Source organism: Nonomuraea sp. NPDC052634 (assembly GCF_040678535.1).
Lineage (GTDB): Bacteria > Actinomycetota > Actinomycetes > Streptosporangiales > Streptosporangiaceae > Nonomuraea > Nonomuraea fastidiosa.
Window position 1 is genome coordinate 134,483 of sequence record NZ_JBFATY010000014.1, and the last position, 26,104, is coordinate 160,586.

26 protein-coding genes are annotated in these 26,104 nt (G+C 71.7%); 18 read left to right on the forward strand and 8 right to left on the reverse strand.

The window, feature by feature from the left end; all coding sequences use genetic code 11:
• Positions 1 to 97: 97 nt before the first annotated feature.
• Genes AB0K67_RS36860 through AB0K67_RS36870 form a run of 3 tightly spaced genes read right to left on the reverse strand, consistent with a single transcriptional unit; the run spans position 98 to position 4,232 of the window.
• Complete coding sequence (locus AB0K67_RS36860) at positions 98 to 1,168, reverse strand: glucose-1-phosphate thymidylyltransferase (protein WP_364069405.1); 1,071 nt, start codon at positions 1,166 to 1,168, stop codon at positions 98 to 100.
• Positions 1,165 to 2,661, reverse strand: a complete 1,497-nt coding sequence (locus tag AB0K67_RS36865; protein ID WP_364069407.1) for a peptide MFS transporter — start codon at positions 2,659 to 2,661, stop codon at positions 1,165 to 1,167. The genes AB0K67_RS36860 and AB0K67_RS36865 overlap by 4 nt, the downstream gene beginning before the upstream one ends.
• Entirely contained in the window at positions 2,658 to 4,232 is a 1,575-nt protein-coding gene (locus AB0K67_RS36870; RefSeq protein WP_364069409.1) for an FAD-dependent monooxygenase, read from the reverse strand. Before AB0K67_RS36870 ends, AB0K67_RS36865 begins: the two co-directional genes overlap by 4 nt.
• An 86-nt stretch (positions 4,233 to 4,318) precedes the next feature.
• On the opposite strand from AB0K67_RS36870, the gene AB0K67_RS36875 reads away from it, so the two are divergent.
• The 8 genes from AB0K67_RS36875 (at position 4,319) to AB0K67_RS36910 (ending at position 12,911) form a co-directional block, all read left to right on the forward strand.
• Entirely contained in the window at positions 4,319 to 5,926 is a 1,608-nt protein-coding gene (locus AB0K67_RS36875; RefSeq protein ID WP_364069411.1) for an FAD-dependent monooxygenase, read from the forward strand.
• On the forward strand, positions 5,923 to 6,387 hold the full coding sequence (locus tag AB0K67_RS36880) for a hypothetical protein (RefSeq protein WP_364069413.1): 465 nt from the start codon (positions 5,923 to 5,925) through the stop codon (positions 6,385 to 6,387). The genes AB0K67_RS36875 and AB0K67_RS36880 overlap by 4 nt, the downstream gene beginning before the upstream one ends.
• 67 nt (positions 6,388 to 6,454) lie before the next feature.
• Positions 6,455 to 7,966: a sialidase family protein gene (locus tag AB0K67_RS36885; protein WP_364069415.1), complete on the forward strand. Its 1,512-nt coding sequence runs from the start codon at positions 6,455 to 6,457 to the stop codon at positions 7,964 to 7,966.
• Between the two features lie 11 nt (positions 7,967 to 7,977).
• Positions 7,978 to 8,721 carry a class I SAM-dependent methyltransferase gene (locus tag AB0K67_RS36890; RefSeq protein ID WP_364069417.1) on the forward strand — a complete coding sequence of 248 codons (744 nt, stop codon included), beginning with the start codon at positions 7,978 to 7,980 and terminating at the stop codon, positions 8,719 to 8,721.
• A 5-nt stretch (positions 8,722 to 8,726) separates the two neighbouring features.
• Entirely contained in the window at positions 8,727 to 9,428 is a 702-nt protein-coding gene (locus tag AB0K67_RS36895; protein WP_364069419.1) for an N-acyl homoserine lactonase family protein, read from the forward strand.
• Positions 9,429 to 9,459: 31 nt separating this feature from the next.
• The gene (locus AB0K67_RS36900; RefSeq protein ID WP_364069421.1) at positions 9,460 to 10,497 is read left to right on the forward strand and encodes an NAD-dependent epimerase/dehydratase family protein; all 1,038 of its coding nucleotides are present in this window, start codon (positions 9,460 to 9,462) and stop codon (positions 10,495 to 10,497) included.
• A 48-nt stretch (positions 10,498 to 10,545) separates the two neighbouring features.
• A complete protein-coding gene (locus AB0K67_RS36905) occupies positions 10,546 to 11,715 on the forward strand; it encodes a nucleotide disphospho-sugar-binding domain-containing protein (protein WP_364069423.1) in 1,170 nt (389 codons plus the stop codon).
• Positions 11,716 to 11,720: 5 nt separating this feature from the next.
• Positions 11,721 to 12,911 (forward strand): nucleotide disphospho-sugar-binding domain-containing protein, encoded by a 1,191-nt coding sequence (locus tag AB0K67_RS36910; protein WP_364069425.1) that lies wholly within the window; start codon positions 11,721 to 11,723, stop codon positions 12,909 to 12,911.
• Positions 12,912 to 13,013: 102 nt separating this feature from the next.
• On the opposite strand, the gene AB0K67_RS36915 is transcribed toward AB0K67_RS36910, so the two are convergent.
• Positions 13,014 to 13,817: an SDR family NAD(P)-dependent oxidoreductase gene (locus AB0K67_RS36915; protein WP_364069427.1), complete on the reverse strand. Its 804-nt coding sequence runs from the start codon at positions 13,815 to 13,817 to the stop codon at positions 13,014 to 13,016.
• A gap of 140 nt (positions 13,818 to 13,957) precedes the next feature.
• Between AB0K67_RS36915 and AB0K67_RS36920 the strand changes: the two genes are divergently transcribed.
• The 3 genes from AB0K67_RS36920 to AB0K67_RS36930 are packed head-to-tail and all read left to right on the forward strand — an operon-like array spanning position 13,958 to position 15,644.
• Positions 13,958 to 14,410 (forward strand): DUF1772 domain-containing protein, encoded by a 453-nt coding sequence (locus AB0K67_RS36920; protein ID WP_364069429.1) that lies wholly within the window; start codon positions 13,958 to 13,960, stop codon positions 14,408 to 14,410.
• Entirely contained in the window at positions 14,407 to 14,748 is a 342-nt protein-coding gene (locus tag AB0K67_RS36925; protein WP_364069431.1) for an antibiotic biosynthesis monooxygenase family protein, read from the forward strand. The genes AB0K67_RS36920 and AB0K67_RS36925 overlap by 4 nt, the downstream gene beginning before the upstream one ends.
• On the forward strand, positions 14,730 to 15,644 hold the full coding sequence (locus AB0K67_RS36930; RefSeq protein WP_364069433.1) for a hypothetical protein: 915 nt from the start codon (positions 14,730 to 14,732) through the stop codon (positions 15,642 to 15,644). Before AB0K67_RS36925 ends, AB0K67_RS36930 begins: the two co-directional genes overlap by 19 nt.
• 86 nt (positions 15,645 to 15,730) lie before the next feature.
• Here AB0K67_RS36930 and AB0K67_RS36935 read toward each other — a convergent pair whose 3' ends face one another.
• The gene (locus AB0K67_RS36935; protein WP_364069498.1) at positions 15,731 to 16,864 is read right to left on the reverse strand and encodes a nucleotide disphospho-sugar-binding domain-containing protein; all 1,134 of its coding nucleotides are present in this window, start codon (positions 16,862 to 16,864) and stop codon (positions 15,731 to 15,733) included.
• A complete protein-coding gene (locus AB0K67_RS36940) occupies positions 16,864 to 18,429 on the reverse strand; it encodes an FAD-dependent monooxygenase (protein ID WP_364069435.1) in 1,566 nt (521 codons plus the stop codon). The genes AB0K67_RS36935 and AB0K67_RS36940 overlap by 1 nt, the downstream gene beginning before the upstream one ends.
• Before the next feature lie 172 nt (positions 18,430 to 18,601).
• Here AB0K67_RS36940 and AB0K67_RS36945 point away from each other — a divergent pair, with 172 nt between their 5' ends.
• From AB0K67_RS36945 to AB0K67_RS36975, 7 genes are read left to right on the forward strand one after another with little or no spacing between them, the layout of a single operon-like run.
• Positions 18,602 to 19,105, forward strand: coding sequence for a biotin/lipoyl-containing protein (locus AB0K67_RS36945; protein WP_364069437.1), 504 nt, complete (start codon positions 18,602 to 18,604; stop codon positions 19,103 to 19,105).
• A 21-nt stretch (positions 19,106 to 19,126) separates the two neighbouring features.
• A complete protein-coding gene (locus tag AB0K67_RS36950) occupies positions 19,127 to 20,314 on the forward strand; it encodes a nucleotide disphospho-sugar-binding domain-containing protein (protein WP_364069439.1) in 1,188 nt (395 codons plus the stop codon).
• Positions 20,311 to 21,138 (forward strand): methyltransferase domain-containing protein, encoded by an 828-nt coding sequence (locus tag AB0K67_RS36955; protein WP_364069441.1) that lies wholly within the window; start codon positions 20,311 to 20,313, stop codon positions 21,136 to 21,138. The genes AB0K67_RS36950 and AB0K67_RS36955 overlap by 4 nt, the downstream gene beginning before the upstream one ends.
• On the forward strand, positions 21,135 to 21,905 hold the full coding sequence (locus AB0K67_RS36960; RefSeq protein WP_364069443.1) for a class I SAM-dependent methyltransferase: 771 nt from the start codon (positions 21,135 to 21,137) through the stop codon (positions 21,903 to 21,905). Before AB0K67_RS36955 ends, AB0K67_RS36960 begins: the two co-directional genes overlap by 4 nt.
• 14 nt (positions 21,906 to 21,919) lie before the next feature.
• Entirely contained in the window at positions 21,920 to 23,101 is a 1,182-nt protein-coding gene (locus AB0K67_RS36965; RefSeq protein ID WP_364069445.1) for a nucleotide disphospho-sugar-binding domain-containing protein, read from the forward strand.
• Positions 23,102 to 23,140: 39 nt separating this feature from the next.
• Entirely contained in the window at positions 23,141 to 24,214 is a 1,074-nt protein-coding gene (locus AB0K67_RS36970; RefSeq protein ID WP_364069447.1) for a sensor histidine kinase, read from the forward strand.
• A complete protein-coding gene (locus AB0K67_RS36975; RefSeq protein WP_364069449.1) occupies positions 24,211 to 24,819 on the forward strand; it encodes a response regulator transcription factor in 609 nt (202 codons plus the stop codon). The genes AB0K67_RS36970 and AB0K67_RS36975 overlap by 4 nt, the downstream gene beginning before the upstream one ends.
• 124 nt (positions 24,820 to 24,943) lie before the next feature.
• Here AB0K67_RS36975 and AB0K67_RS36980 read toward each other — a convergent pair whose 3' ends face one another.
• Together AB0K67_RS36980 and AB0K67_RS36985 are read right to left on the reverse strand one after the other, a co-directional pair.
• A complete protein-coding gene (locus AB0K67_RS36980) occupies positions 24,944 to 25,390 on the reverse strand; it encodes a hypothetical protein (protein ID WP_364069451.1) in 447 nt (148 codons plus the stop codon).
• A 256-nt stretch (positions 25,391 to 25,646) separates the two neighbouring features.
• The gene (locus AB0K67_RS36985; protein ID WP_364069453.1) at positions 25,647 to 26,096 is read right to left on the reverse strand and encodes a MerR family transcriptional regulator; all 450 of its coding nucleotides are present in this window, start codon (positions 26,094 to 26,096) and stop codon (positions 25,647 to 25,649) included.
• Between the last annotated feature and the right edge of the window lie 8 nt (positions 26,097 to 26,104).

Sequence of the window (26,104 nt, forward strand, 5' to 3'; positions counted from 1 at the left end):
CCCCGCGCCGCGCAACCCCGTCACGAGACGGCCGAGCAGGGCGAGGAGGCCGGGAAACGGGCGGGTACGACTGGTCGCCATGAAGCCGGTGCCTCCTTCAGTGCTGGCAGATCTGCAGCCGGCTGTGATCGCCTATGACCACCTGATTGGTCCCGCAGGCGGGCGACGGCGGCGTGATCACGCTGTCGCGGCCGATCAGCGAGCCGTGCAGGTTCCTGACGCCGTCCACCGTCACGCGCTCCATGAGGATCGAGTAGCCGATCGAGGCGTCCTCGACGCGGCAGTCGGAGCCGATGGAGGTGTACGGGCCCACGAGGCTTCTCGTCACCGTGCTGCCCGCTCCCACGATCAGCGGGCCGACCAGCCGGGAGGCATGCACCACCGCGCCCTCCTCGACCAGCACGCGGCCGACGGTCTCCGACTGGTCGTCCACCTTGCCCAGCACGGCCGGCTCGAGGTCTTCCAGGAACACCCGGTTGCACTCCAGGACGTCCTCCACCCTGCCGGTGTCCTTCCAGTAGCCGCGCAACCGGTGGGACAGGACGGTGTGGCCGGAGTCGAGCAGCCACTGGACGGCATCGGTGATCTCCAGCTCGCCGCGCGCGCTGGGCGCGATGGACCTGACGGCGGTGTGGATCGCGGGCCCGAACAGGTAGAGGCCGACCACCGCCAGATCGCTGCGCGGCTCGCTCGGCTTCTCCACCAGCGCGGTGATCCGGCCACGGGCGTCCACCTCGGCGACACCGTACTGCCGCGGGTCGGGCACCTGCGACAGCAGGATCTGCGCGTCGGCCCCGCTGTCGCGGAAGGCGTCCACGAAGCCGGACAGCGGCTCACGGATGATGTTGTCACCGAGGTACATCAGGAAGCTCTCATCGCCGAGGAAGTCCTTGGCGATCATGACGCAGTGCGCCAGGCCGAGCGGGACGGCCTGGGGGATGAAGGTGATGTCGAGCCCTTGGGCGGAGCCGTCGCCGATGGCGTTCCTGATCTCGTCGCCGCGGGTCCCGACGATGATGCCGACCTTGGTGATCCCCGCCTGCCTGACCGCGTCCAGCACGTGCCGGAGCACCGGCCGGTTGGCCACGGGGACGAGCTGCTTGGCCATGGTGTGGCTGAACGGCCGCAGCCTGGTGCCGGAACCTCCGGCGAGGATGAGAGCCTTCATGGCCTGCTACCTTCCACGAGTGCGTGAGGCACCGCCGGCTCGGCGGCGGCGTAACCGAACGTGCGGGTGATCCGGCCGCCGAAGGCGGCGAGCACGCCCGCGACGGCCAGCGCGATCAGACCCGACCCGGCGTAGTAGACGGGTGCGGGCAAGACCTCGGACAGCCGCGCCGCCTGGCTGCCCAGCCCCATGCCCATGGCGCTGAACAACCACCACAGACCGATCAGCTGGCCCCGGTAGGCGGGCGGTGCGGCGTCGGATGCCGTGCTGATCCCCACCGGTCCGATGGCGAGCTCCCCGCAGGCGTGCAGGAAGAAGACCGACAGCAGCCACAGCGGCGAGACCGCGCCCTGACCGGCGGCAGCGGCGGCTGCCGCCATCAGCACGAAGCTGGCTCCGGTGCAGAACATGCCGAGCACGAACTTGCCGCGGACACCGAAGCGGGTGCCCATGTGCAGCCACACCAGCGCGAACACGGGGGCGACCACGAGCACGAACAGCGGGGTCGCCGACTGCAGCCAGCTCGCGGGGAAGACGAAGCCGAAGAGCGAACGGTCGGTGTGGCGCTCGGCGAAGATGTTCAGCAGCGAGCCCGACTGGCCGACCAGCATCCAGAACAGCGCCGCCGGCAGGAAGAGCCAGAGGATGGCGCCCAGCCGCCGCCGGTCGCCCCGGTCGAAGTCCGGACTGCGATACAGCCGCGCGAAGGCCACCGGGGCCGCGAGCACGATCACCAACCCGAGCGGGATGATCACGTGCTCGGGCGTGAACGCGCCCGCCGCCACATCCGCGGTCAGCAGCACCGCCACCGGGATCAGGACGAGAGCGGCCGCCCTGAACGCCCGCCGCCGCTCGTCGAAGGTGGCCGGCCGCACGGGCTCGGCGCCGATCTCGCCGAAGTACCGGCGGCCCCTGGCGAACCGAACGACGCCGAAGGCCATCCCCACGGCGGCCGCGCCGAAGCCGAGATGCCAATCGATCGTCTCGCCGAGGAAGCCCGTGACCAGCGGCGCGGCGAGGGCGCTGACCTGGATGCTCATGTAGAAGACGGAGATGGCCGCCTCGCGCTGGACGGCCTGGTCCTTGCGGTAGAAGCGGCTCAGCAGCGAGGTCAGATTCGGCTTGAGCAGCCCCGTGCCCGCCGCGATCAGCACCAGCCCCGCAGCGGTGAGCGCCGTCGTGGGCAGGGCCATGACCAGGTGCCCGGCCGTGATGACCACGCCGCCCCACAAGATGGCGCGCCGCTCGCCGAGCAGCCTGTCGCCCACCCAGCCGCCCGGCAGGGCGAGCACGAACATGCCGCCGAAGTAGACGCCGAACAGCGCCGCAGCCGTCGCCATGGGCAGCCCGAGGCCGCCCCGCTCCGGCGGGGCGACGGCGTACAGCACGAGGATCGCCTGCATCCCGTAGAAGCTGAAGCGCTCCCACATGTCGGTCATGAAGAGCGTGGTGAACCAGCCGCGACGGCCGAGGAGCGTGCGCAGCGTCATCATCGGGCTCCTTGCACGGCGGCCGGGACGCGGACGAACAGCCGTGCCAGAGCGTCGCCGAGCTCGCGCTCAGGCATCGCCGGCAGGCTACCGGCGCACCAGGCGACGAAGCCGTCGGGCCTGACCAGCACGGCGCCGGACGGGCCGACGCCATGGCGCTCGCACCAGGCGTCCACGGGCGCGGTGGCCGCAGTGATGACATGGACGTCGAGACGCACGCCGAGCCGGTCGGCGGCCTCGGCCGCGGCGGCCCGCCATGGCTCACCGGCCGGGCCGGTGACCAGGACGGGGTGACGGCCGTACAGGTCGAGCGTGGAGCGCGTGACGCCGTCGAGGACGAGGGGAACGTGCGGGGCGCGGGCCCCCGCCAGGCCGGAGCCGGCGGGATACCGGTAGCCGAAGATCAGCTCTTCGTCGCCGCGGATCGCCGGATCGGGCTCCGACGGCCGCTCGTCCATCAGGCGGGGGCGATCGCGGTGCCGCAGGACGGCCTGCTCGACCGTCAGCTCCGCCACAGGACGCCGCTCCAGGTCGTAGGTGTCCAGCAGCCCCGCGCCGGCCTCGCCGCGGAGCACCGCGGCGAGCTTCCACGCCAGGTTGTGCGCGTCCTGCACGCCGGTGTTGGCGCCGAAGGCCCCCGTGGGAGGCATGACGTGCGCCGCGTCGCCCACCAGGAAGACGGGTCCGGCGCCGAACCTGTCGGCGACCTGCGCGGCCGGCCGCCACGGGAGCACGGAGGTGATGCGCACGTCGAGGCCGGGCACACCGGCCGCGGTGCGCACCAGCTCGATGCAACGCTCCGGCGTGAAGGCGCTCTCGTCCTCCTGGCCGGTGGCGACGTGCAGCATCCACTTGTCCCGGTTGTTGACGGGAAGGAGCGCGCACCGGGCGGGCCCGCCCGTCACGTAGCAGAGGATGAACCGCCGCGCGCCGAGCTGCTCGCTCAGATCGGCCTCGAAGGCGATGTTCACGAAGCTCCCGAGCGTCCCCTCGCCGTGGACACCGATGCCGAGCATGGAACGGATCCCGCTGCCAGGGCCGTCGGCGGCGGCCAGATAACGAGCCTCGATCCGGTACTCCCGCCCCGAGGCGGCCTCGCGCACGGTGGCCGTGACCCCGGCGGGACCCGTCTCCAGGCCTACCAGCTCCGTGCCCAGGCGGATGTCGGCGCCCAGGGCGGTCGCGCGCTCATGCAGCATCGGCTCCAGCTCGTGCTGGTGGCACATGCACCATCCGGTGGGGCTGAGCTCGCCCAGGTCGGTGACGTGGTCCATGAAGTACTGGCGCAGCGCGCCGAGCTCCCGCCCGGCCAGGCTCTCGACCGCGATGACGCCCTTGTTGCGAGCCAGCACGCGGCCGGACTCGGACGACCGTATCCGCTCCTCCAGGCCCAGCCCGCGCAGCAGCTCCATGGTGCGCGGGTTCAGTCCGCGGGCTCGCGGATGCGGGCTGAGCGTCGTCTGGCGCTCGACCAGCGTCGTACGCACACCGTGCCACGACAGGAAGGCGGCCAGCGACAGGCCCGCCATCCCGCCGCCCACGATGAGGACGGGTGTTGAGTTCTCGGCGACCATGCGGCCGATGCTGTCCCGGCGAGCTTGAGGACCGCTCAAGGGCCGCTCCACCGTTTCTGGACGGGCTTCGCCTAGCGTCGCCCGGCATGACGAACGACAAGCCGCCGACGATCGTCGTCGGAGCCGGTCCCGTGGGCCTGACCATGGCGCTGGCCCTGACCAGGCAGGGGGCGGACTGCCGCGTGGTGGACCGGGAGCCGGAGAGGAACATCGGCACCGGATGCCACGTGCTGTGGCCGCGGACCCTCGAGTCGCTGGAGGCCGCCGGCCTGCCCGTGACCGATCTCGTGGCCAAGGGCGTGATCCTGGAACGCAAGACGTTCCACCTGGGGCGGGAGTCCTTCTCCCACGGCCTGGCCGACCCGTACAGCCTGTGGCCGCTGCCGCTGTCGGTGCCGCAGCGGATCCTTGAGCAGGCGCTGACCGAGGCCTTGGCGGCGCGGGGCGTGACCGTTGAGCGCGGCGCCGAGGTGACCGGCGCGTCACCCGGCGACCGGGAAGTGCGACTCACGGTACGCCGCGAAGACCGTCAGGAGGAGATCCCGGCCGCTTACGCCGTGTTCGCCACGGGAGGCGCGCAGGGGCCGGCCGGCTCGCAGGCCCGCCGGCGTGCCACGCCGCTGCCACCCGCCGCCGTGGCCCACGTGGACGTACGGCTGCCCGCGAGGCCGGGCTTCGACGACGCCACCGAGCACATCTTCCTCGGCGCCGGCGCCAGCGTCGGTCTCGTACCGCTGCCCGGCGGGCGGCACCGGTTGTTCGTCTCGATCGCCGGTGCGTCCCCTGTCACGGCGCCTCCGCCGACCTGGCGGGATCTGAGCGACCGGGTACGGGACCTGGCGGGCCTGCACGACGGCGTCGAAGACCTCGGCGCGGGCTGGTGGTTCATTCCCCGCCACTGCATCGCCGAGCGGTTCGGCTCCGGGCGCTGCTTCCTCCTGGGCGAGGCCGCCTCGGCGGTGCCCATGCCGGTCCACGGCCTGAACATCGGCATCCAGGACGCCGCCAACCTGGCCTGGAAGCTCGCGAGCGTGCTGCGCGGGGAGTCGGGGCCCTGGCTGCTCGACACCTACTCCGCCGAGCGGCGCGCCGTGGCCGAGAAGGCGGCCGAGTCCGCCGCGCGCATCCTCGCCTACGGCACGGCGGCCGATCCCGGAGCCACGCACCGTGAGCGGATACGCCGGAGCCGCCACGACGTCAAAACCGAACAACCGATCAGGTACGCGGCGGGAGCGCTGCATCGCGACGCGATCGGCGGCGAGGGCGTCACGGCCGGCGAGCACCTGGCCGAATGCCCCGTCACCACGGCTGCGGGGACCCCCACGACCCTGCTCCGCAGCATGTCCACGGGTCAAGCCTGGACGTTGCTGATCGTGACGGGCCCGCGGCCGTCCCGGACGCTCGCGGCCGGCGTCGCCGCCGCCCGCTCGATCGCTGCGGGGGAGCGCGGCGTACGCGTGCGCGTGGTCCACGGCCACGACGGCGCCGCGCCCGGCCCTGACGACCTGCTCGACCCCGACGGCACGGCTCACCGGACGCTGGGGGCCGCCGAGCCCTCCGTCTACCTCGTACGCCCCGACGGATTCATCGGCTATCGCGGCTCACTCGAGGACCTGAACGGCCTTCGCGCATACACTCAAGCCGTGATCAGTTCTCGCTCAGCCGTACCGGCCCCGGCAGGGGAGCCCTTATGAGCCCGCGTGCACGCGGACCGTGGCCGGGCGCCGCGGTCGCGTTCAAGATCTGGCCGTGGAAGGCCGCGACGGTGACCGGCCTCCTGGTAGGAGGCGCCTGGTTCGCGCTGGCGGCGTCCGGCGGTGACATCAAGGCCATCACCATCGCCAGCCCCGCCTCACTCGGCCTGGTGGCCTTCTTCCTCATCGGCGCCATGACCGCCCTGGCCGCCAAGCCCGGCATGGCGGGCAGCGTGCCGGGAACGGCCGACGAGCAGGCGTGGGCGCGGCGGCACCCCTGGGCCTTCGCGCTGTGGCCGGCGCTCGGCACCGCGGTGACGGTGTTCATCGTCCGGCGGACGCTCGCGCTGTGGAATCTCGAGGAGAGCGTGCTGAGCACCGCGTTCGACGGGCTCGGGCGCGGTGCCGCCGTGCTCGTCTGCGCGGCCCTGTTCGGCATGGCGGTGGCCCGCCGGTCCTAGCGGGTGAGGGCGGCCGTGAGGAGCGGCCTTCGAGCACACTTCAAGTAACCGCACCCAGGCTGCTGGTGTGCGTAACAACCGAACCGCCATCGCCGGCCTCCTGACGCTGAGCCTGGCGCTGGCCGTCCCCCACGTTCCCGCCCAGGCCGCCTCCGCAGACCAGCCCGCACGTCTGTCCGGAGCCGACCCCTTCGCGGATTGCACCGCCGACGACACGCCAGGAGAGACCTACACCCCCGGCACCGAGTCGGAACCGACCATCGCGGTCCATCCGAAGAACCCGCGCGTCATGGCGGTCGCCTGGCGGCAGGACCTGTGGGCCACGGGCAGCTCACGGGGCATCGTCGTCGCCTCCACCAAGAACGGCGGCGCCACCTGGTCGACGAGGGTCCTGCCCGGGGTCTCCGCGTGTTCCGGCGGCGAGGGCAGGGTCACCAATCCCTGGATCCACTTCGCCGCCGACGGCACCCTGCACGCCAGCGTGACCGTCTTCGGCGGCGACCGCACCATCATCGCCGCCGGCAGATCAGCCGACGGGGGGCTCACCTGGAGCGCCCCCATCGAGCTCGCCGGCGACCCGATGCCGCGCTTCTTCGCCGACAAGCAGACCATCACCAGCGATCCGCGCGCCCCGCGCCGGCTGTACATGGTGTGGAACCGGCGCGACCGGGAGCAGGACGTCCACGACCTGATGTTCGCCCAGAGCGGCGACGGCGGCAGGACCTGGTCGCCGGCCAGATCCATCTACCGGCCGGCGACTCAGGGAGCGGGCACCATCGGCAGCCAGCTCGCGGTGCTTCCCGACGGCGGGCTCGCCGTGGTGTTCGTGGAGAACGACCACCCGATCGGCGGCGCCCCCTGGCCGCCCGACATCCCCGAACAGGTCCGGGCCATACGCTCCGACGATCGCGGGGCGACCTGGTCGGACCCGGTGACCATCGCCGGCTACACCGCCGCCCAGCCGCTGCTCCCCGACACCCCCTGGGTTCCCCTGATCGCCCCGGGCACCGTGGCGGACATCGCCGTGGACCAGCGCAGCGGCGGCCTGTACGCGGTATGGGCCGACGCCACCCTGTCGACCAGCCTCAGCGCCATCGCCCTGTCGTACTCCGCCGACGGCGGCCGCACCTGGAGCGCCCCCAGGAAGATCAACCTCACGCCCGACTCGCCCGCCTTCGGCGCCGGGCAGGCGTTCCTCCCGCAAGTGGAGGTGGCCGGCGACGGCACCGTGGGCGTCAGCTACCACGACTTCCGCGGCAACGCCGCCGACCCTGAGGCCACGACGGACATCTGGCTGGCCACCTGCAAGGGCAAGCGGTGCTCCGCTCCGGGGGCCGCCTGGCGGGAACGCCATCTCGCCGGTCCGTTCGACATCAACCGCGCGCCCCACTGGTTCGGCGGACCGTACGTCGGCTCGTACATCCCGCTCGCCCACACGCGCTCGGGCTTCACCCTCGCGCCCGTCATGACGAGCGCCGACGCCGGCGACGCCACCGACGTCTACTTCGTGTCATCGAGTCTCGAACGGGTCACGAGCGCCGCTGCCGAGACTTCCCCTGCCGACATCACCACCCGATGAGATGAGGTGTCATGCTCGCGAAGATGCTGACCCGGTCAGGCCACCGGCTCCTCGGCGACCAGCCGCCAGACGGCAGAAAGTACTGGGCGGCCCGCTTCTGGGATCGCGACCTGGCCGAGCGGGATCCGGTACTCGGCGACCACTACCGCGCGCAGAAGGCCGACCTGGCGGCGGTCATCGAGAAATACGCCGCGCACACCAGCCGCGTGATCGAGTTCGCCTGCGGCACCGGTGAGTTCACCGGCATGGCCGCCGGACTGACCGCCGCGGAGGAGATCGTCGCGCTCGACATCTCCGAGCAGGGCCTGCAAAGGACCGCCGCCCGGGTCAAGCACCCCGGGCTGCGCCTGGTGCACGGCGACTTCTGGGGCGAGCACGACCTGGGCACGGCGGAGACGGTGATGTGCGTCGACGCCATCCACCACCTGGGCGACCCCGGACAGGTCATGACCCGGATGAAGTCGTTCGTCCGCCCCGGCGGCACCTTCATCGGCAACCTGTGGACGCTGGACAACTTCCACGAGTTCCAGCGGCAGCGCTATGGCGCGCTGCTGCACCTCGGACGCTCCGCGCTGTTCCTGGGCGGCGCGCTGGCGATCAAGGTGTCCGGCGGCCGGGTGCGCAGCGCCTCCTACCGCACGAGGCTCCTGCCGGCCCGCGAGATCCCGCCGCTGCTGGACAGCGTCTTCGACGAGGTGCTGCACCTCCGTGAGGACCGCTACTTCGTCAGCTTCGCCTGCCGCGTCGCCGGATGACGGGCGTGCGCCTCTACCTTCTGCCGGTCGCCGAGGTCGCCGCCACGGGCGCGCCGGTCCCCGTCTACCTGATCAGGACGGACGACGGTGCGGACATCCTGGTCGACACCGGCCCGCCCCGCCAGTGGGCCGGCGAGGACGGCCGGCCGACCAGGGCCGAGCCCGGCCAGGACGTGGTGAGCGTCCTGCGCCTGCTGGGACTGCGGCCCCACGACATCGACTACGTCATCTGCACGCACTTCGACCCCGACCACGCGGGCAATCACGACGTGTTCGACTGCGCCGAGTTCCTGGTGCAGCGCGACCACGACGAAGCGGCCCGCGCGGGGGACGTGCCCAGGCTGCGGCTGTGCCGGCCGAGCTGGGACAGTCCGGGCCTGCGCTACCGGCTGCTCGACGGCGACACGGAGGTCGTGCCCGGCGTCACGGTCGTGGAGTCGAGCGGCCACGTCACAGGGCACCAGTCGGTGCTGGTACGGCTGCCCGGCTCCGGGCCGGTGCTGCTGGCCGCCGACGCGATCCCCGAACAGGCCGCCGGCGCCGCGGCCACCAGGCCCATCTACCCCTTCGATCTGGACGAGCGGGCGACCCGCGACTCCACGGCCAAGCTGATGAAGCTGGCCGAGGCCGAGCGGGCCCAGGTGATCTTCGGCCATGACGCCCGCCAGTGGCGCGCCCTGGAGATCTGGCCCCGCTACCTGGGCTAGCCGCCCTCCCCCGACATGAGGAAGGTCATCCATGCGCGTTCTGCTGACGGGCGGAGCCGGGTTCATCGGCACCCACGTCCTCGCGGCCCTGCACGCCGACGGGCACGACGTACGGGTGGTGGACGGGCTGCTGCCCAACGTCCACCGCGTGCCTCCGCCGAGGCCCGCCTGCGACGAGTTCATCCACGGTGATCTGCGCGACCCCGAGGTGGCGGCGGCCGCCCTGCGCGATGTGGACGTGGTCTGCCATCAGGCCGCGCTGGTCGGGCGGGGCAAGGAGATCCTCGAGGCGCCCGAGTACGCGGGGTGCAACGATCTGGCGACCGCGGTCCTGCTGGCCGCCATGGCGCGGGCGGGCGTACGCAGGCTCGTCCACGCCAGCTCCGTGGTCGTCTACGGGGAGAACCGCTACCGCTGCCCGCGTGACGGCACGGTCACGCCGGGGCCGCGCAGCGTCGCCGACCTCGACGCCGGCCGCTTCGAGCCCCCGTGTCCCCGCTGCGGCGGGACCATCGAGCTCATCCCCTCCGACGAGGACACGGCGCCCGACCCGCGCAACGTCTACGCCGCCACCAAGCTGGCCCAAGAGCATCTCGTCTCGGCCTGGGCCAGAGAGGTGGGCGGGATCGCGGTGTCCCTGCGCTACCACAACGTCTACGGCCCGGGGATGCCACTGGAGTCGGCGTACTCCGGCGTGGCCTCGACGTTCAGGTCGGCGATCGAGAAGGGACAGGCGCCGCGCGTCTTCGAGGACGGCGGGCCGCGGCGCGACTTCGTGCACGTCGAGGACGTGGCGGCGGCCAACCTGGCCGCGCTCCATCACGACAGGCGGGGCATGCGGGTCTACAACGTCGCCACCGGCGAGCCGCGCCCCATCATCGACCTGGCCGCCGCGCTGAGCGCCGCCGCGGGGACTCCCGCCCCCGTCATCACGGGCGAGTACCGGCTCGGCGATGCCCGGCACATCGTGGCGACGCCCGAGCGGATCAAGCGTGAGCTCGGCTGGAGCCCGCGAACCGATTTCGAGACCGGCGTGAAAGCGTTCGCCGCCCAGCCCATGCGCGGGTGAGGAACCGATCGCCGGGAGAACCCACGATTGGTGGCAAACCCGATGCGCGTGTTGTTCGTAACCGTTCCCTGGCCCACGCACTTCCACGCCATGGTCCCCCTGGCCTGGGCCTTCCGCGCGGCCGGCCACGAGGTGCGGGTCGCCAGCGGGCCGGCGCTGGGCCCGGCCATCGCCGAGGCCGGGCTGCCCGCCGTGATCCTCGGCTCCGACTTCGCGTTCGTGCCGCTCTTCCGCGCGGAGGCGGAGACGCTGTACGAGGTGGACTGGAGCGCGATCTCGCAGGAGGAGGTCGCCGAGCGGACCATGAGGATGCTGGACATCTTCGCCCGCATCTCCGACGTGATGCTCGACGACCTGGTGGCCTTCGCCACGTCGTGGCGGCCCGACCTCATCGTCTACGAGCCGACCATGGTCGCCGCGCCCATCGCGGCGACGGTGCTCGGAGTGCCGAAGATCAGGCACCTGTGGGGGCCGGACATCACCTACAGCGCCGACGCGCTTCAAGGCAAGGTCATCGGCGGAATGCTCGCGCGGTACGGCCTGACCGACCTGAAGACGCTGGGGGATCTGACCGTCGATCCCGGCCCGCTCGGCATGCAGGTCAGCGTGTCCTACGACCGCCAGCCGATGCGATACGTCCCCTACAACGGCCCCGGTGAGATGCCCCGCTGGCTGACCGAGCCGCCGCGCACCCGGCGCGTGCTCGTGACCTGGGGCACCTCGATGGTCTATCTCGGCGGCGCGAAGGTCTTCCTGCTGCCGCACGCCGTGGCCGCCGTGGCCGAGCTGGGCGTGGAGGTGATCGCTGCGATCACGCACGACCAGCGCGAACTGCTCGGCGAGCTCCCCGAAGGGGTACGGGTGGCCGAGCAGGTCCCGCTGCACATGCTCCTGCCCGGCTGCGACGCCGTCGTGCAGCATGGCGGCAGCGGCACCACCCTGACCGCGACGGCGTGCGGCGTGCCCCAGCTCATCGTCGGCCAATCGCCCGACCAGGTGATCCTGGCCTCCCAGGTGGCGCAGGCCGGATCGGGGCTGATGCTGATCCCGCGCGGCGCGGGACCTCGGGAACTGAAGGGCGAGATCCGGGACATGACCAGGAGGCTGCTGGAAGAGGAGTCCTTCGCCGCCACCGCGGACACGTTGCGCCGGGACCTCGAGTCACAGCCCACACCCGGCCAGGTCGTCTCGATCCTCGAAACTCTCGCGAAGGGATGATGGGCATGCGCGTTCTGTTCGCCACCTGGGCGTGGTCCACGCACTTCTACCCCATGGTGCCGCTGGCCTGGGCCTGCCGGGCCGAAGGTCACGACGTGCGGGTGGCCAGCCAGCCGGAGCTCGCCGCGACCATCCGCGCGACCGGGCTGCCCGCGGTGAGCGTCGGCCGCGACGTCGACGCGGCCGGCCTGTACCGGACCAAGGTCCACCCGATGATGGACTACGGCGCCGACGACGGGCTGACCGCCGGGGAACGCGCCGCCCGCGACAGGGAGCGGCACCTCACCGCGCTGGCGCTGTACGTCGAGATCATGGAGGCGATGGCCGCCGACCTGCTGGAGTTCGCGCGGGCATGGCGGCCCGATGCCGTGGTCTACGACCCGATGACCTGGGCGGCGCCGCTGGCCGCGCAGGAGCTGGGCGTGCCCGCCGTACGCAACCTGTTCGGCCCGGACATCGGCTACTGGTTCCGCCCCGAGGGCGAGGGGGTGCTCGACCCTCTCATGGCGGCGCTCGGCACCCGCGAGCCGAACACGGTCGGCGACCTCACCGTGGATCCGTGCCCGCCCGCCCTGCAGAACGACGCGCCGTTGAACCGCTGCCGCTTCAGGTACGTGCCCTTCAGCGGGCTGAGCGAGGTACCGCCGCGCATGCACGAACAGCCGTCGCGCCCGCGCATCTGCCTCACCTGGGGAACCTCCACCGACCGGCTCACCGGCCGGGAATCGTTCCTGCCCGGGGACGTGACGGGGGCGGTCGCCTCGGTCGGCGCGGAGGCGGACGCGGAGGTCGTCCTCGCGATCACGGCGCGGCAGCGCAGCCTGCTGCCCGAGCTGCCGGACACGGTGCGGGTGATCGAATCCGTGCCCCTCGACGCGCTGCTGCCGACCTGCGACCTCGTCGTGCACCAAGGCGGGGGAGGGACGACGCTCACCGCGGCGAAGTACGGGGTGGCCCAGCTCCACCTGCCCCAGCTTCCGGACCAGATGATCAACTCCCGCCACCTCGCGGCCACGGGAGCCGGCATGCTCCTCCGCTCGGACGAGGCGTCGCCCGACGCGGTGCGCGACTGCGTCCGCCGGCTCTTCGACAAGGGCTCGTCCTATCGCGACGCCGCCGCCGCGCTCGCCGCGGACGTGGCCGCGCAGCCACCGCTGTCCACCGTGGTCGACGAGATCGTCCGCTTGGCCGCCTGACCGCCTGCCCGCTGTGCACGCCCGCGTCCCCGGGCGGCCGCCGCGTCGCCCGCTCGCGACGCGCCGGGGACGACCCAGCGGCGGCCGCCTGGTGAACCCGGCTCAGGACTTCCGCGCGGCGGGCTGCTCCGCCGCCAGCGCGGCCGCGGCCCGCCGTCCCCAGCTCCGGTAGCGCATGCGCCGCGCCCACCCGGGCGCCATGCGCGCGACCGAAGCCCGGATCCGGTAGTCCAGGCCCGGCACGCACAGCGCCTTGCCCTGCGCCAAGGCCCTGAGGCCGGCGCGCACCACCTGGGCGGGTTCCATGACCCGCCCGAACCGGCGCGAGCCCTTCCCCATCCCCGAGCCCACGGCACCGGGACACAGCGCGGTCACGGCGACGCCGAGCCATTTGACCTCGCCGTGCACGCTCTGACTGAAGGAGATCAGGAACGCCTTCCCCGCGGCGTACGTCGCCCCGCCGGGCGCGGGCTCGAAGGCGCTCGCCGAGGACACGTTGAGCACGCCGCCGCGCCGCCTGCGCACCATGCCCGCCACCGCGGCCCTGGTCAGCCGCATGGTGGCGGTCACGTTCACGGCGATGACCTGCTCCTCGTCCGCCGCCCGCTGGTGGGCCAGGGGAGCGACGCCGTCGAACCTGCCCGCGTTGTTGACCAGCAGGTCGATGGGGCGCTCGGACAGCAGCTCCTCGACCGTGCGCAGGCCGTGGTCGTCCGCGAGGTCCGCCGCGACCACCTCCACGCGTACACCATGGGCGGCGCGGAGCGTGCCGGCGAGCGCGGCCAGCCGCTCCTCCCGCCTCGTGACGAGTATCAGATCGCAGCCTCGGGCGGCGAGCTCGTGGCTGAACGCCTGACCAAGATTCCCGGAAGCCCCGGTGACGAGCGCGGCACGAAATTCACGCATACCGCGGAACCTATCAATGTCCGACACCGAAGTCGACGTCACGGAAAACAATTCGCAGCGTCTTTCGAGCGGTCCTCGAGTTGTGGCTGTCAAATTAAGTCGAGTGCGTTTTCCGGAATGGCGGTGAAACCGTGTTGAGCGTGATTTTGCCCATCTCGCTGCTGGCCGGCGGTCTGGCCGCCGGCGCGCTGTGCCTCTCGGCTCTGGGCGGTGCGCCGATGCTCGTCGCGCTCCCCGTCCACCAGTACGTGAACGTCCACAAGTTCCTGGTCACGCGCTTCGACCCCTTCATGCCCATCTGCCTGCTCGTCGCGCTGCTCGCCGACGCCACCATCGCCGTGCTGGCACCCGGTGACCTCGTGCGCGCCCTGGCGGTGACCGGAGCGCTGCTGTACGCGGGGGTCATCACCGTGTCGCTGACCAAGAACGTCCCCATCAACCGGTGGATCGCCGCCCTGGACCCCGCGGACCTGCCGGCGGACTGGCACAGCGTGGACCCGCGGGCCAGATGGCGCTCCTGGAACATGGTGCGCACCTGCCTGGCCGTCACGGCGCTGGTCGCCGGCGTCTCCATGGTGGGCGTGCTGCTGTGAACGCCGCAGCGCCCGGCGTGCGCGTCCTGGTCTACCACCGCACACCCGAGAGCGGGGAGCTCGCCGAGGCCTACCGGCGGGCGGCGGAACTGCTCGCCGGCACCGACGGGCTGCTCCGCCACGAGCTGCTGCGTTCGCCCGGCGACCGCGAACTCCACGTGCTGGTCATGGACTGGGCCGACCGCGACGCCTTCACCGGCTGGGAACGGGCCCTGCGGCACGCCCATCACCCCTCGCCGCTGCGCCGCTACCAGGACCGCTCGCGCCCCGGCGGCCACTACGAGATTCACCTGCTCGTCTCGCGAGATGGGAGCACCCCATGCGAATCAAGCCCCTGAGCGCCGTGCTCGCGGCGCTCGTGCTGTTCCTCGTCCCCATCGCGGGAGGCGCACCCGCCGCCGCGCAAGGGCGGCCACTGCCGCCGGTCCTGGACGTCCACATCACCCCGGAGGGCTTCACCGTGCCCGGCCCGAACCCCCGGGCCGGCGGCCCGCTGACGTTCCGGGTGACCGCGGAGGGCGCGCCAGGATACTGGTGGACGATCTACAAACTGCGCAACGGCGCCACGCTCCAGCAATTCGTCGAATGGATGGCGCAGAGCGCCTCACCGGATCCGGCCATCGCGCTTCCCGCGGTGCGCGCGCTGTATGAGAACGTCGATTACTCGGGCGGCGCGAAAATTCATCCCGGCGACACCGTGGAACTCACCCAGAATATGACGCCCGGCATTTACTATTTCGGCTCCCAAGCCGTGTGGGGAGCGCAGCGGGCGGCGGCCGCACCGGCGGCGGCCCCCTCGCCGTTCGGCTGGCTCGAGGTGACGGGCGAGGTCGCGCCCGCCCGGATGCCCAAGATCGACGGCGTGGTGTCCATGAAACGCCTCCACGACAGGAACATCATGCTCGCGCCCGTGTCCGCGCCCGCGAACGGCCGCCTGCTCGTACGCAACGACACCGACCAGCCGCAGGAGGCGGTGTTCCTCGAACTCGCGCCCGGGGCCACCGACCGGGACATCCAGGAATACTTCGACGCCGAGCTCGAAGGGCGTCCTCTGCCGCCGCGCCCGTTCTACGACTCCGTCGGCGGCATGCTCGCGCTCTCCCCGGGCAAGGAGCTCGTGCTGAAGCCCGGCCTGCCGCCCGGCAGGTACGGCATCTTCTCCTGGCTGCGCGAACCGGAGACGGGCATCGACTCCGCCGCGCTCGGCATGCACAGGGTGATCACCTTGCGCTGAGGCCGGCGCCGCCGAACCCCGCGCCGGCTCAGCGCCCGGCCGGCTCCCGCAGCGCGTCCACGACGCCACCGAACCCCGCGCCGGCCTCAGCACCCGGCCAGCTCCCGCAGCGCGTCCACAAGCGCCGCGGGAGCCGGCTGTGCCTGCGCCTCCCGGCGCAGCAGCTCCGCCGCCTCCGCGTGGCGCGCGCAGCCGAGCAGCTCCGCCGTCTCCTTCCGCACGCGTTCCGCGGTGAGCGCGTCGAAGGGGATGACCCGTCCGGCGCCGGCGGCGGCCACCTGGCCGGCGCACAGCGGCTGATCGCCGATCGAGGGGATGAGGAGCTGCGGTATCCCGCTGTTGACGGCGGCCAGCGCGGTGCCGGGGCCGCCCTGGTGCACGATGGCGTCGCAGACCGGCAGCAGGAGGCTGAGCGGCATCGACCGGACGATTCGCACGTTGGCCGGCACCGCGCCGAGCAGGGAGCTCTGCTCGGCCGACACGGCCGCCACCACGGTCACCGGCAGGTCGCGCAGGCCGTCGAGCACGGTCATCAGCGGCCGCAGGTGCCCCGCGGATCTGGCGAACGTCGTGCCCCAGGTGACGCAGACCCGCGGGCGCCCGCCGGCGGGCCAGTCCGGGACGATCTCGCGTCCGTTGTAGGAGACGGGGCGGATCGTCCGCGTGCGCAACGGGCGCTCGATCTGCAGGCTCGGCGGGAACGGATCGACGGTGAGCGTCCCGTGCGGGTCGACGCCGCCCAGCCCGAAACGGGCCCACAGCGCCGACAGCGGCTCCCGTTCCCGCTCATGCCGCCAATAGGTGAAGTCGACGCCGAAGATATGCCGGACGGCCGGGATGCCGAGCAGTTCGGCGGCGATGAGGCCCGCGTACGCGCGCGGCTCGTACACGACCAGGTCGCAGCCCCAGTCCCGGGCGAAGTCCACGACCTCGCCGCTGATCTCGGCGGCCACGCCGGTGAACATCCGCAGCGCGCGCAGCGTCCTGTCCCGCTCGTGATCCTCCTGGCGGGAACGGTCCCCCGGGGCCACGGCGGCTCCCCGCCAGTAGCCGCTCACGTCGATGTCGTCGCCGGTCACGACGGGGTGCAGGCCGGCGGCGGTGACGTCGGGCACCAGCGACGGCTGGCAGGCCAGGCGCACCTCGTGCCCTGCCGCCTGCAACGCCCACGCGAGCGGCACCAGCGGCCGGAAGTGCGAGGCCGCCGCCCACGATGTCATCAAGACCCGCATGTTCCCCCCTCGCTCCGGTGGAGAAGGCGGTCCAGCACCTCGGCGAGACCGCCGTCAGGAGAGGCGGGCGCGCTTTCCGCCCGCCAGGCGACGAATCCGTCGGGACGTACGAGCACGGCGCCGTCGCCCGATACGCCGTACCGCTCGAAGAAGCACTCAAGCGGCGCCTCCATCCGGTGCACCCGCACGTCCACCCCGCTCACCTGTACGGCCCCGGCCCAGCGATCGGACGCTGTCAGCAGGACGAAGCCGTGCCCGAACAGATCGATGGCCGACAGGCGGCGTCCCCCCCGCTCCAGCGGCAGGTGGGGAGCGCGGGTGCCCACCTGGGCACGCAGCTCCCCCGGAGGCCAGGCACGCGGCCCGTCCGAGGGCGGGCCGTACCGATAGCCGAACACGACCGCGTCGTAGTCGACAGGGGCGCCCTCGCCGAGCCCCGGCACCGCCCGGCCGGTCCGCTGCCGCATCTGCGACATCGCCTGCTCCAGCGTGAGCCGCGCGACCGGCGCCCGCTCCGCCTCGTACGCGTCGAGCAGCGCGGGACCGGCCTGGCCGGCGAGCACGGCGGCCAGACGCCAGGCGAGGTTGTGCACGTCCTGGATGCCCACGCTGGCGCCCAGCGCCCCCGTGGGCGGGACGACGTGCGCGCTGTCCCCCGCCAGGAAGACGCGCCCCTGCCGGTAGCGGGTGGCCACCTGGGCGCCGATCTCCCAGATCAGCGTCTTGGTCCCGTCCGGCAACTGATCGATGATCTCCACCTCCAGCCGCGGATCGCCGACGCCGGCCCGCACCGCGGCGACGCATCGCTCCTCGGTGAACTCATCGCCAGGCCGGTGCGGGATGCTCATGACCCAGGAGCCCTTTCCGTCGTGCGGCAGCAGCACGGTGCCGGTTTCGGGCAGGTCGAGGTGCGCGATGCCGACGCGGCGACCGCGCAGCGCGCCGTCCAGGTCGGCCTTGAAGAGGAAGGTGACGGTCTCGCCCAGGCGGCCGGCCCCTTCCATGGGGATGCCGAGCGCGTCCCTGATCGGGCTGCGGGCGCCGTCGGCGGCGATCATGTAGCGGGCCCGCACATCGAACGCGCCGCCCGGCCCGTCGATCGTCGCGGTGACCCACCCGGCCTCCTGCCGGAACGCGCGCAGCGCGGCGCCGTAGACGATGCGTGCGCCGAGCGCCCGGGCGCGATCGGCGACGATGGCCTCCAGCCGATCCTGGTCGATCGGCGCCCATGAGCACGGGCTCACCTCGGCATATCCCCGCCGGACCATGACGGTCTCGTGCGCGGCCGGTTCCGCCAGCGTACGCGATCTGATCAGCAGCGCGCCGGGCACGTCGTCGCTCGATCGGGCCGCGCGGATCGCCGGCTCCAGCCCGAGCCCGCGATACAGCTCGACAGAACGCGGGTTGATCGCCCTGGCGCGCGGATGGGCGAGCGGACCGGCATGGCGCTCCACCAGAAGGCAGTCCACGCCGTGCGAGCCGAGAAAGGCGGCCGCCGACAGCCCGGTCAGGCCGGCGCCCACGATCAGGACCGAGGTCGTTGCCTGCTTCATGTTCTCCTCGCGGGTCGGCTGACAGCTGACGCGCCGACTGTGCGCCACGCCGATCCAGACCGGCTCGAAAGGCAGTGGGCCACACCGCGCACCAGCGGATGTCGAGCACGGCACGAGCCCGCCCTGACAGCGTCGCCACGACGATGACGGCCGGTCATCACGGAGGACGACCATGCCGGATCAGACACCGGTTCAGACGCCGGATCACCCCGCGCCGCCCCGTACGCCGGATCGCCACGATCCGGCCGGCTCGGCGGATGCGGCTCAGGCGCTGGTGCACCACATGGCCTGGCTGCTTGCCGGTGTGCGCGGAGCGATCAGGCGGGTACGGCTGCAAGTCGCCGACGCCAGCCTGGAGCTGGAATGGCAGGAGCGCCTCGCGGACGCCGAAGCGGCGATCGAGACCGACGAACAGCGCTCCGACCTGTACTACCTGCGGGCGCCCATGATCGGCACCTTCTACGTGGCGCCAGAGCCTGGCGCCGAGCCCTTCGTGCAGGCCGGCGACGAGGTCCGCAAGGGGCAGCAAGTAGCGATCATCGAGGCGATGAAGATCATGAACGAGGTCCAGGCGGACCGTCCGGGACGCATCGTGGAGATCCTCGTGGCCAACGGCACCCGAGTCGAGTTCGACCAGCCCCTGTTCGCCCTGGCCGTCGCAGATTCCGATTCCTGAGTCCACAAGGGGGTTCCCGGCATGCGCGTGCTGTTCACCACATGGGCTTGGCCCTCGCACTTCTACCCGATGGTGTCCATCGCCTGGGCGCTGCGCACCGCGGGTCACGATGTGCGCATCGCCAGCCAACCGGCGCTGATGGACACCATCATGCGCGCCGGCTTGCCCGCCGTGGTCACCGGCGCGGACTTCGACATCGTCGGCTACCACCGCCGCGAGCTCGCCTCGCTGCGAGTCGAGCAGCAGAACCCGCCGGGCCCGGCCGACTGGGACGCCGCCAAGCGCCGGCGCGTGCAGAAGTCCTTCGCCCAATTCGCCGAGATCGCCAGGCTGATGGCCGGCGACCTGCTGACGTTCGCCCAGACCTGGCGCCCGGACCTGATCGTGCACGACCCCCTCACCTACGCGGGCCCGCTCGTGGCCCGGCTCCTGGGGGTGCCTTCCGCCCGGAACCTGTTCGGACCGGACTTCACCTACGACACCCGGCACCTCGAAGCGGAGGCCATGGCGCCCCTCCTGGCCGAGTACGGTGTCAGCGACCTGGACACCGTGGGGCGGCTGACGATAGACCCCTGCCCGCCCGGGTTGCAGTACCCCGCGGACATCCCCCGCCGGCTCGTCCGCTACGTCCCCTACAACGGCCTGTCCCGCATCCCTGACTGGCTCCTGGAAAAGCCGGACAAGCGCCGCATCTGCGTCATCTGGGGAACGACCACCACCAAGTTCAGCCAGGAGCACGCGATGCGCCTGCCCTTCGTGGTGGACGCCGTCGCGTCGATGGGCACCGAGGTCGTCCTGGCGGTGACCCCGGACCAGCTCGAGCTGTTCGACTCGATGCCCGACGGCGTGCGGGTGGCCGACTCCGTCCCGCTCGACGTCCTCCTGCCCACCTGTGACGCCATAGTCCATCAGGGCGGCGCGGGCACCACGCTCAACTCGGCGCTGCACGGCGTGCCGCAGCTCATGGTGGTGCAGACGCCCGACCAGGTGGTCAACGCCATCCCGGTCGAGCGCAGCGGCGCCGGCACGTACCTGGTTCCCAAGGAGACCAGCAGGGACTCGGTGCTCGCGCACGCGGCCAAGGTGCTGGACGACCCGTCCTGCCGCGAGGCCGCACACCTGCTGCGCGCCCAGATGCTGGAGCAGCCCCCGCCCTCCGGCATCGTGGCCGACCTGGAGCGGTTCGCGCGCGAGGGGACGGCATCATGATCGGCAGAAGCCCGCTGCCGCCGGAGTACGCCGAGTGGAACGCCCGCTGGGGAGCGCCCTACGGCCGGCCGGCCGCGCAGGAGTGGGAGGTGGCCGACAGGCTGCGACGCCTGGACGAGATCGACCCCGACGCCTTCGGCCCCTTCGCCTTCCAGCTCACCAGCGACACCCGGGTCTTCGAGTACCCCTGGGCCTACCACGCCCTGCGGCCCGAGCCTGGCATGCGGGTGCTCGACATCGGCGCCGGGCTCAGCGGCCTGCAGTTCGTGCTGGCCATGCAGGGCTGCTCGGTGACCAACGTCGACCCCTCGGCCAAGAACGGGGAATGGGGCGCGCTGTCGGCTGCGATGTGGGGCCTGACGCCGGAGAACCACCGGCGGATCGGCGACGCCTTCGGCGTCGAGGTGCGGCTCATCCCCGAGACGGTGCAGGACGCCGGGTTGCCTCCCGAGTCCTTCGACCGCGTGCTGTGCCTGTCGGTGCTGGAGCACCTCGACCAGGCGGAGGCCAGGGCCGTGCTCGAAAGCGCCGCCGCCCTGCTGGCACCCGGCGGGCTCGTGCTGCTCACCGTGGACCTCTTCTTCGACGTACGGCCGTTCGGCGTGCTGCCCGCCAACAGCTACGGCTCCAACCTCGACATCTACGCATGCGTCCGTGATCTGGGGCTGGAACTGGTGCAAGGTGAGCCGCGCGAGCTGCTCGGCTTCCCCCAATACGACGTCTCTCACGTGGTGAGCCTGGTGCCCGACCTGCTGATCTCACCGCGCTATCCGTGCGCGTCACAAGCGCTCGTGCTGACCAAACCCGAGGGAGGCAGCCGATGATCGGCAGGAGCCCGCTACCTCAGGAATACCTGGAGTGGAACAGAACCTGGGGCGCCCCCTACGGCCGGGGTCGCTCGGCGCTGGTCTCGCTGCGAGAGCGGCTGCGCGCGCCGGACGCCGAAGCCTACGGGCCGTTCGCCTTCCAGCCCGAGCGCGGCCTGAAGACGTTCCAGTACCCGTGGGCCTACTTCACCGCCGCCCCTCGGCCCGGCATGCGCGCCATGCTCAGCGGGGCCGGGCTGGGCGGGCTGCAGTTCGTCCTCGCCATGGAGGGCCTCGATGTGGTCAACGTCGATCCCACCGTCACCGGCCCGGCCGTCGAGGCGCACGCGCGGCTCAACGAGGCGTTCGGCACGGACGTCCGGCTGATCAACGACCTGCGCGAGACGGGCGAGCTGCCGGAGGGCTCCTTCGAGCGGGTCTTCCTGCTGTCCGCCCTCGACCACCTCGACCGCGACACGGGGCGCGCCGTGCTGTCGTACGCCGCCGGCCTGCTCGCACCGGGCGGGCTCTGCCTGCTGACCTCCGACCTCCTGCTGCACCTGCGCCCCTTCGGGGTGCTCGACGGCGGCGAGGCCGAGCGCAACATCGATCTGTACGAGCTGACCAAGGACGTCGGGCTGGAGATGTCGCACGGCGATCCCAGGGAGCTGAACGGTTTCCCCGAGTACGACCCCGCGCACGTCGTACAGGCGCTGCCCGAGCTCTACGTCGGCCCGTACTACCCCAGCGTGTCCCAGAACCTCGTGCTCCACAGGCCCGGCTGAACAGGGGGTGCGCCGTGCGCGTGATCTTCGCGGTGTGGTCGTGGAGCTCCCACTACTACCCCTTGGTCCCGCTCGCCTGGGCGATGCGGGCCGCGGGACACGAGGTGGTGATCGCCGGCCAACCGGCTCTCATGCCTGAGATCGCACGCTCGGGCCACCTCGGCGTCGCCTGCGGCGATGACGTGGACCTGGGAGCGCGCTTCCTGTCCGATGTGTCCACCCGGCTCGGACCGCCCGGCCCCGCATGGAAAACGATGGCGGAGAACGACCGCGAAGCCGTCGAACGGCGCGCCTACGGGCTCTTCGTGGACGTGGCCCGGTCGATGACCGACGATCTCCTCCGCTTCGCCGGCCGCAGGCGGCCCGACCTGATCGTCTATGACCCGCTCACCTTCGCCGGCCCGCTGGTGGCGGCCCGCCTGGGCGTCCCCGCGGTGCGGTTCCTCTTCGGCCCGGTCACCTCGCCGCCGGCCTGGGAGCGCGAAGCGCTGCGGCCGCTCAGCGAACACCTGGGACTTCCCGAGATGGGCAGCCGCGGCGACTGGACGATCGACAGCTGCCCGCCGTCGATGCAGACCCCCGAGGAGGCGGGGCATCAGCCCGTCCGTTACGTGCCGTACAACGGCCCAGGACTCGAACCCGCCTGGGTGCACCAGCCGCGGGCCCGGCCGAGAGTGCTCGTATCCTGGGGCACCTCGACCGTGCGGCTCATGGGGGAGCACGCCTTCGGGCTGCCCACCGTGGTCGCGGCGGCGGCGCGGCTGGATGTGGACGTCGTGGTGGCGGTCGCGCCGCGTGAGCGGTCCCTGCTGCCCGACCTGCCGCCGGGAGCCATCGTGGCCGAGTCGGTGCCGTTCCACCTCCTGATGACGGCCTGCGACGCGGTCCTGCACCAGGGAGGAGCGGGAACGATGCTGACGGCCGCCGGACTCGGCCTTCCCCAGATCCTGTTCCCGCTCATCACCGACCAGCTCGTGAACGCCAGAAGCCTGGCCGCCACCGGCGCCGGCTCCTTTCTGATCCGCAGAGGCGAGGGAGAAGGGGAGTTCCGCGACCTGATCGCCGACAGGCTCCGCTCCGTGCTGGAGAACGGCGAATGGCGCGCGGCGGCGGACCGGCTTCGTGCGGAGATCGCCCGCCAGCCCGACCCCGGTACGGTGGTGAGCCTCCTGGAGAGGCGCCTTTGTGACATTTGACAGGTGTCCTCGCGCGCGGACCCGGGAGACAATGCGGACATGTCTGGCCGACTATGGACCGGCGTCTTCGCGCTGATCGTTCTGTGGCCTCTGCCCGGCTGGCTGGCGGGCGACCCGGAACCTTGGCTGGTCGCCCTCATAGCCCTCGGACTCGCCACTTTCGTGGGGCTCTACCTCAAGGTCATGTGGACGGCGCTCGACCGGCCGCACGAGAACCGTGAGCCGGTCGCGCTCGTCCTGCTGTGGCTGGTCGCCGCCGCCCTCACCCCGCCGCTGGGCCCGTTCTGGCTCTTCGCCTCCATGTTCCTCGTGATCACCGCGCTGGTCTCCAGCCTGTCGACCCGAGCGGTGTTCATCTGGGTCGGCCTGACGATCGCCGGCATCGTCCTGGGCATCGCCACCCAGGCGTCGCTGTCAGAGTTCTGGTGGATCCCCGCCCTGGCACTGCTGTTCGCGCTGGCCATGCACAACCACCTGCAGCTGCGCCGCGCCAATCAGATCCTGGCCAGGGCACGCGCCAGGGCCGAACGCCTGGCCATCGACAACGAGCGCCTGCGCTTCGCCAGGGACCTGCACGACATCCTCGGTCACAGCCTCTCGGTGATGACGCTGAAGAGCCAGCTCGCCGGCCGGCTCGTCGACACCGACCCCGACCGGGCCAGAGCCGAGATGACCGACGTGGAGGAGCTGTCGAGAAAGGCCCTGTCCGAGGTTCGGCTCGCGGTGTCCGAATACCGCGGCTTATGCCTGTCGGAAGAGGTCGACAACGCCCGCCGCGCACTGCACGCCGCCGGCATGCGCTTCGAGGTGACCGGACGGACCGTCCCGCAGGAAGCGTCGTCCGTCTTCGCCTGGGTGGTACGCGAAGGCACCACCAACATCGTCCGGCACAGCCGCGCCGCCCACTGCCGCCTCCACTACGGGGTCGACAGGGACCAGGCGTTCCTGGAACTGAGCGACGACGGCTGCGGGCCCGGCAAGAGCACCGAAGGCCGAGGGCTGCGCGGCCTGGCGGAGCGACTCCAGGCGGCGGGCGGCACCTTGTACCACTCGCCTGCACCGGACGGAGGATTCGTCCTGCGGGCCGTCCTGCCAGTGGAGGGATCTGCGTGATACGTGTGCTGCTGGCGGACGACCAGCACCTCGTCAGGGAGGCGATGGCCGCGCTGCTGAACTTCGAAAGCGACATCGAAGTGGTCGGCCAGGCCGACCGCGGCGACGCCGTACTCGCCGAGGTGGCCCGGTGCGCCCCGGACGTCATCCTGCTCGACATCGAGATGCCCGGGGAGGACGGGCTGATGGTGGCCAGGAAACTCCAGGAGACGGCGGGCTCGAAGGTACGCGTCATCATCCTCACCACCTTCGGGCGGCCCGGGTACCTCGCCCGCGCGCTGGAGGCGGGGGTGTCCGGCTTCGTCGTGAAGGACATCCGGGCCAAGGAACTCGCCGCCGCCATCCGGCGCGTGCACGCCGGCCACCGTGTCATCGACCGGCAACTCGCGCTGGCCAGCGCCTCCAAAGGCGCCAACCCGCTCACCAGCCGCGAGGCCGATGTGCTCCGCAGCGCGGCGGGTGGCGCCACGGCCGTCGAGATCGCGGAGATGCTCAACCTGTCGGAGGGGACGGTACGCAACTACATCTCCTCGGCCCTCAGCAAGACGGGAGCGCGCAACCGCGCCGAGGCAGTCAAGATCGCTGACACCAACGGCTGGCTTTAGGACCTTTCTCCAGGGGGATGTTCCGGAGGATGACCGGCTGTGCAGCTCGCCACCGTACGAGCGGCCCACGAGGTTCAGCCGATCAGGGCGCCTTCCAGCCATGGAGATCGAACAGCCGGAACGTTCACCAGCCCACGTACGCGGACACGCTGACGAGCGCTTCAGGCTTGACGCCCTGCCGTTCGACGGTCTGTTTCACCTCGGGTCGCCCGTATTCCGGGGTGTCGCGGAGCGAGGACACGGCCAGGTTGGCGCCTTTCCACTTGGGCGACTGCAGCCACACATTGTCCGGCGAGTCGTCCAACGAGGTGACCCAGCCCCGGCCGTGCAGGAACGCGACCGCCTTCTTGAGCGATGCCTCCTGGGTCTCGCCCCCGGCATCGACCAGGAAAATGTCGGTCACGATTGTCTCGGTCCCGGACAATCCCGTGTAGCGGTCTTTCCAGACGATTGTGCCGATTTTCCCGACTTCTTCAAGAACTCCGGGATCGACCACCTCAGGCGCCCGCGCACAACCCCCAGCGAGAAGAGACAGGGCAAGAGCGATCGCCGTCACCCGCTGCTTCCGCATGTAACTCCGCCTTTCTCCTCTCTCAACCGGCATGGGCCGATCGCTATATTGGCAGCATGTGATGCGGAGCGTTCATGAGTTCATCGTCCAGCTGAATGCCGCTTTCCAGCTCCACGACGGCCAGGCGGGCTGCGGTGATGTCCACTTCTGTCTCCGCCGTCTCGAGGTTGTCGCCGGACGCAGGAGTTCCTCGTACTTGGTGACCGTATAAGGGAAGAAGTCCAAATCGTTGATCTCGCTGTAGCGGGCGACGATGTCAGCGGACAGCGGCCGGTTCGCCTTTCGATGTATGCGGTCCGGTGGCGATGGCCTGTCCGACCCGTTCGGTGAGCATCGCCTGGAAGTGCCGGCAGGTGGCGAGGTCCTCGTGCTCGCAGGTCAGCGCGCAATCGAGGAGGGCGAGCGAGGCTTGGGCGGCGGCGATGCGACGTATGAGGTCCTCGCGGTGGCGGTGGAGGATCTCCCGGCGGGCGGCCGGTTCGGTGGTGGTGAGCATCCGGCGGATGTCCGCCAGTCCGATGCCGGCCTCCTTGGCGCGGAGGATCAGCGCGATCCGGTAGAGGTCGTCGCGGCCGTAGCGGCGGCGGTCGCCCTCGACGCGCGCGGGGGAGAGCAGCCCCATCGCCTCCCAGTGGCGCAGGACGTGCGGTGCGAGCCCGAAGCGGGCGGCGACCTCGCCGATGGCCATCATCGGAGTTGACTTCATGCCGACAT

Bases quoted from the DNA above. Each gene is read 5' to 3' on its own strand.
- AB0K67_RS36880 (WP_364069413.1), top strand. From the start codon at position 5,923: ATGAGCCCGCGTGCACGCGGACCGTGGCCGGGCGCCGCGGTCGCGTTC.
- AB0K67_RS36955 (WP_364069441.1), top strand. From the start codon at position 20,311: ATGATCGGCAGAAGCCCGCTGCCGCCGGAGTACGCCGAGTGGAACGCC.
- AB0K67_RS36940 (WP_364069435.1), bottom strand. From the start codon at position 18,429: ATGAAGCAGGCAACGACCTCGGTCCTGATCGTGGGCGCCGGCCTGACC.
- AB0K67_RS36935 (WP_364069498.1), bottom strand. From the start codon at position 16,864: ATGACATCGTGGGCGGCGGCCTCGCACTTCCGGCCGCTGGTGCCGCTC.
- AB0K67_RS36900 (WP_364069421.1), top strand. From the start codon at position 9,460: ATGCGCGTTCTGCTGACGGGCGGAGCCGGGTTCATCGGCACCCACGTC.
- AB0K67_RS36865 (WP_364069407.1), bottom strand. From the start codon at position 2,661: ATGATGACGCTGCGCACGCTCCTCGGCCGTCGCGGCTGGTTCACCACG.
- AB0K67_RS36945 (WP_364069437.1), top strand. From the start codon at position 18,602: ATGCCGGATCAGACACCGGTTCAGACGCCGGATCACCCCGCGCCGCCC.
- AB0K67_RS36980 (WP_364069451.1), bottom strand. From the start codon at position 25,390: ATGCGGAAGCAGCGGGTGACGGCGATCGCTCTTGCCCTGTCTCTTCTC.
- AB0K67_RS36910 (WP_364069425.1), top strand. From the start codon at position 11,721: ATGCGCGTTCTGTTCGCCACCTGGGCGTGGTCCACGCACTTCTACCCC.
- AB0K67_RS36870 (WP_364069409.1), bottom strand. From the start codon at position 4,232: ATGGTCGCCGAGAACTCAACACCCGTCCTCATCGTGGGCGGCGGGATG.
- AB0K67_RS36860 (WP_364069405.1), bottom strand. From the start codon at position 1,168: ATGAAGGCTCTCATCCTCGCCGGAGGTTCCGGCACCAGGCTGCGGCCG.
- AB0K67_RS36915 (WP_364069427.1), bottom strand. From the start codon at position 13,817: ATGCGTGAATTTCGTGCCGCGCTCGTCACCGGGGCTTCCGGGAATCTT.
- AB0K67_RS36960 (WP_364069443.1), top strand. From the start codon at position 21,135: ATGATCGGCAGGAGCCCGCTACCTCAGGAATACCTGGAGTGGAACAGA.
- AB0K67_RS36875 (WP_364069411.1), top strand. From the start codon at position 4,319: ATGACGAACGACAAGCCGCCGACGATCGTCGTCGGAGCCGGTCCCGTG.
- AB0K67_RS36890 (WP_364069417.1), top strand. From the start codon at position 7,978: ATGCTCGCGAAGATGCTGACCCGGTCAGGCCACCGGCTCCTCGGCGAC.
- AB0K67_RS36985 (WP_364069453.1), bottom strand. From the start codon at position 26,096: ATGAAGTCAACTCCGATGATGGCCATCGGCGAGGTCGCCGCCCGCTTC.
- AB0K67_RS36970 (WP_364069447.1), top strand. From the start codon at position 23,141: ATGTCTGGCCGACTATGGACCGGCGTCTTCGCGCTGATCGTTCTGTGG.
- AB0K67_RS36950 (WP_364069439.1), top strand. From the start codon at position 19,127: ATGCGCGTGCTGTTCACCACATGGGCTTGGCCCTCGCACTTCTACCCG.
- AB0K67_RS36930 (WP_364069433.1), top strand. From the start codon at position 14,730: ATGCGAATCAAGCCCCTGAGCGCCGTGCTCGCGGCGCTCGTGCTGTTC.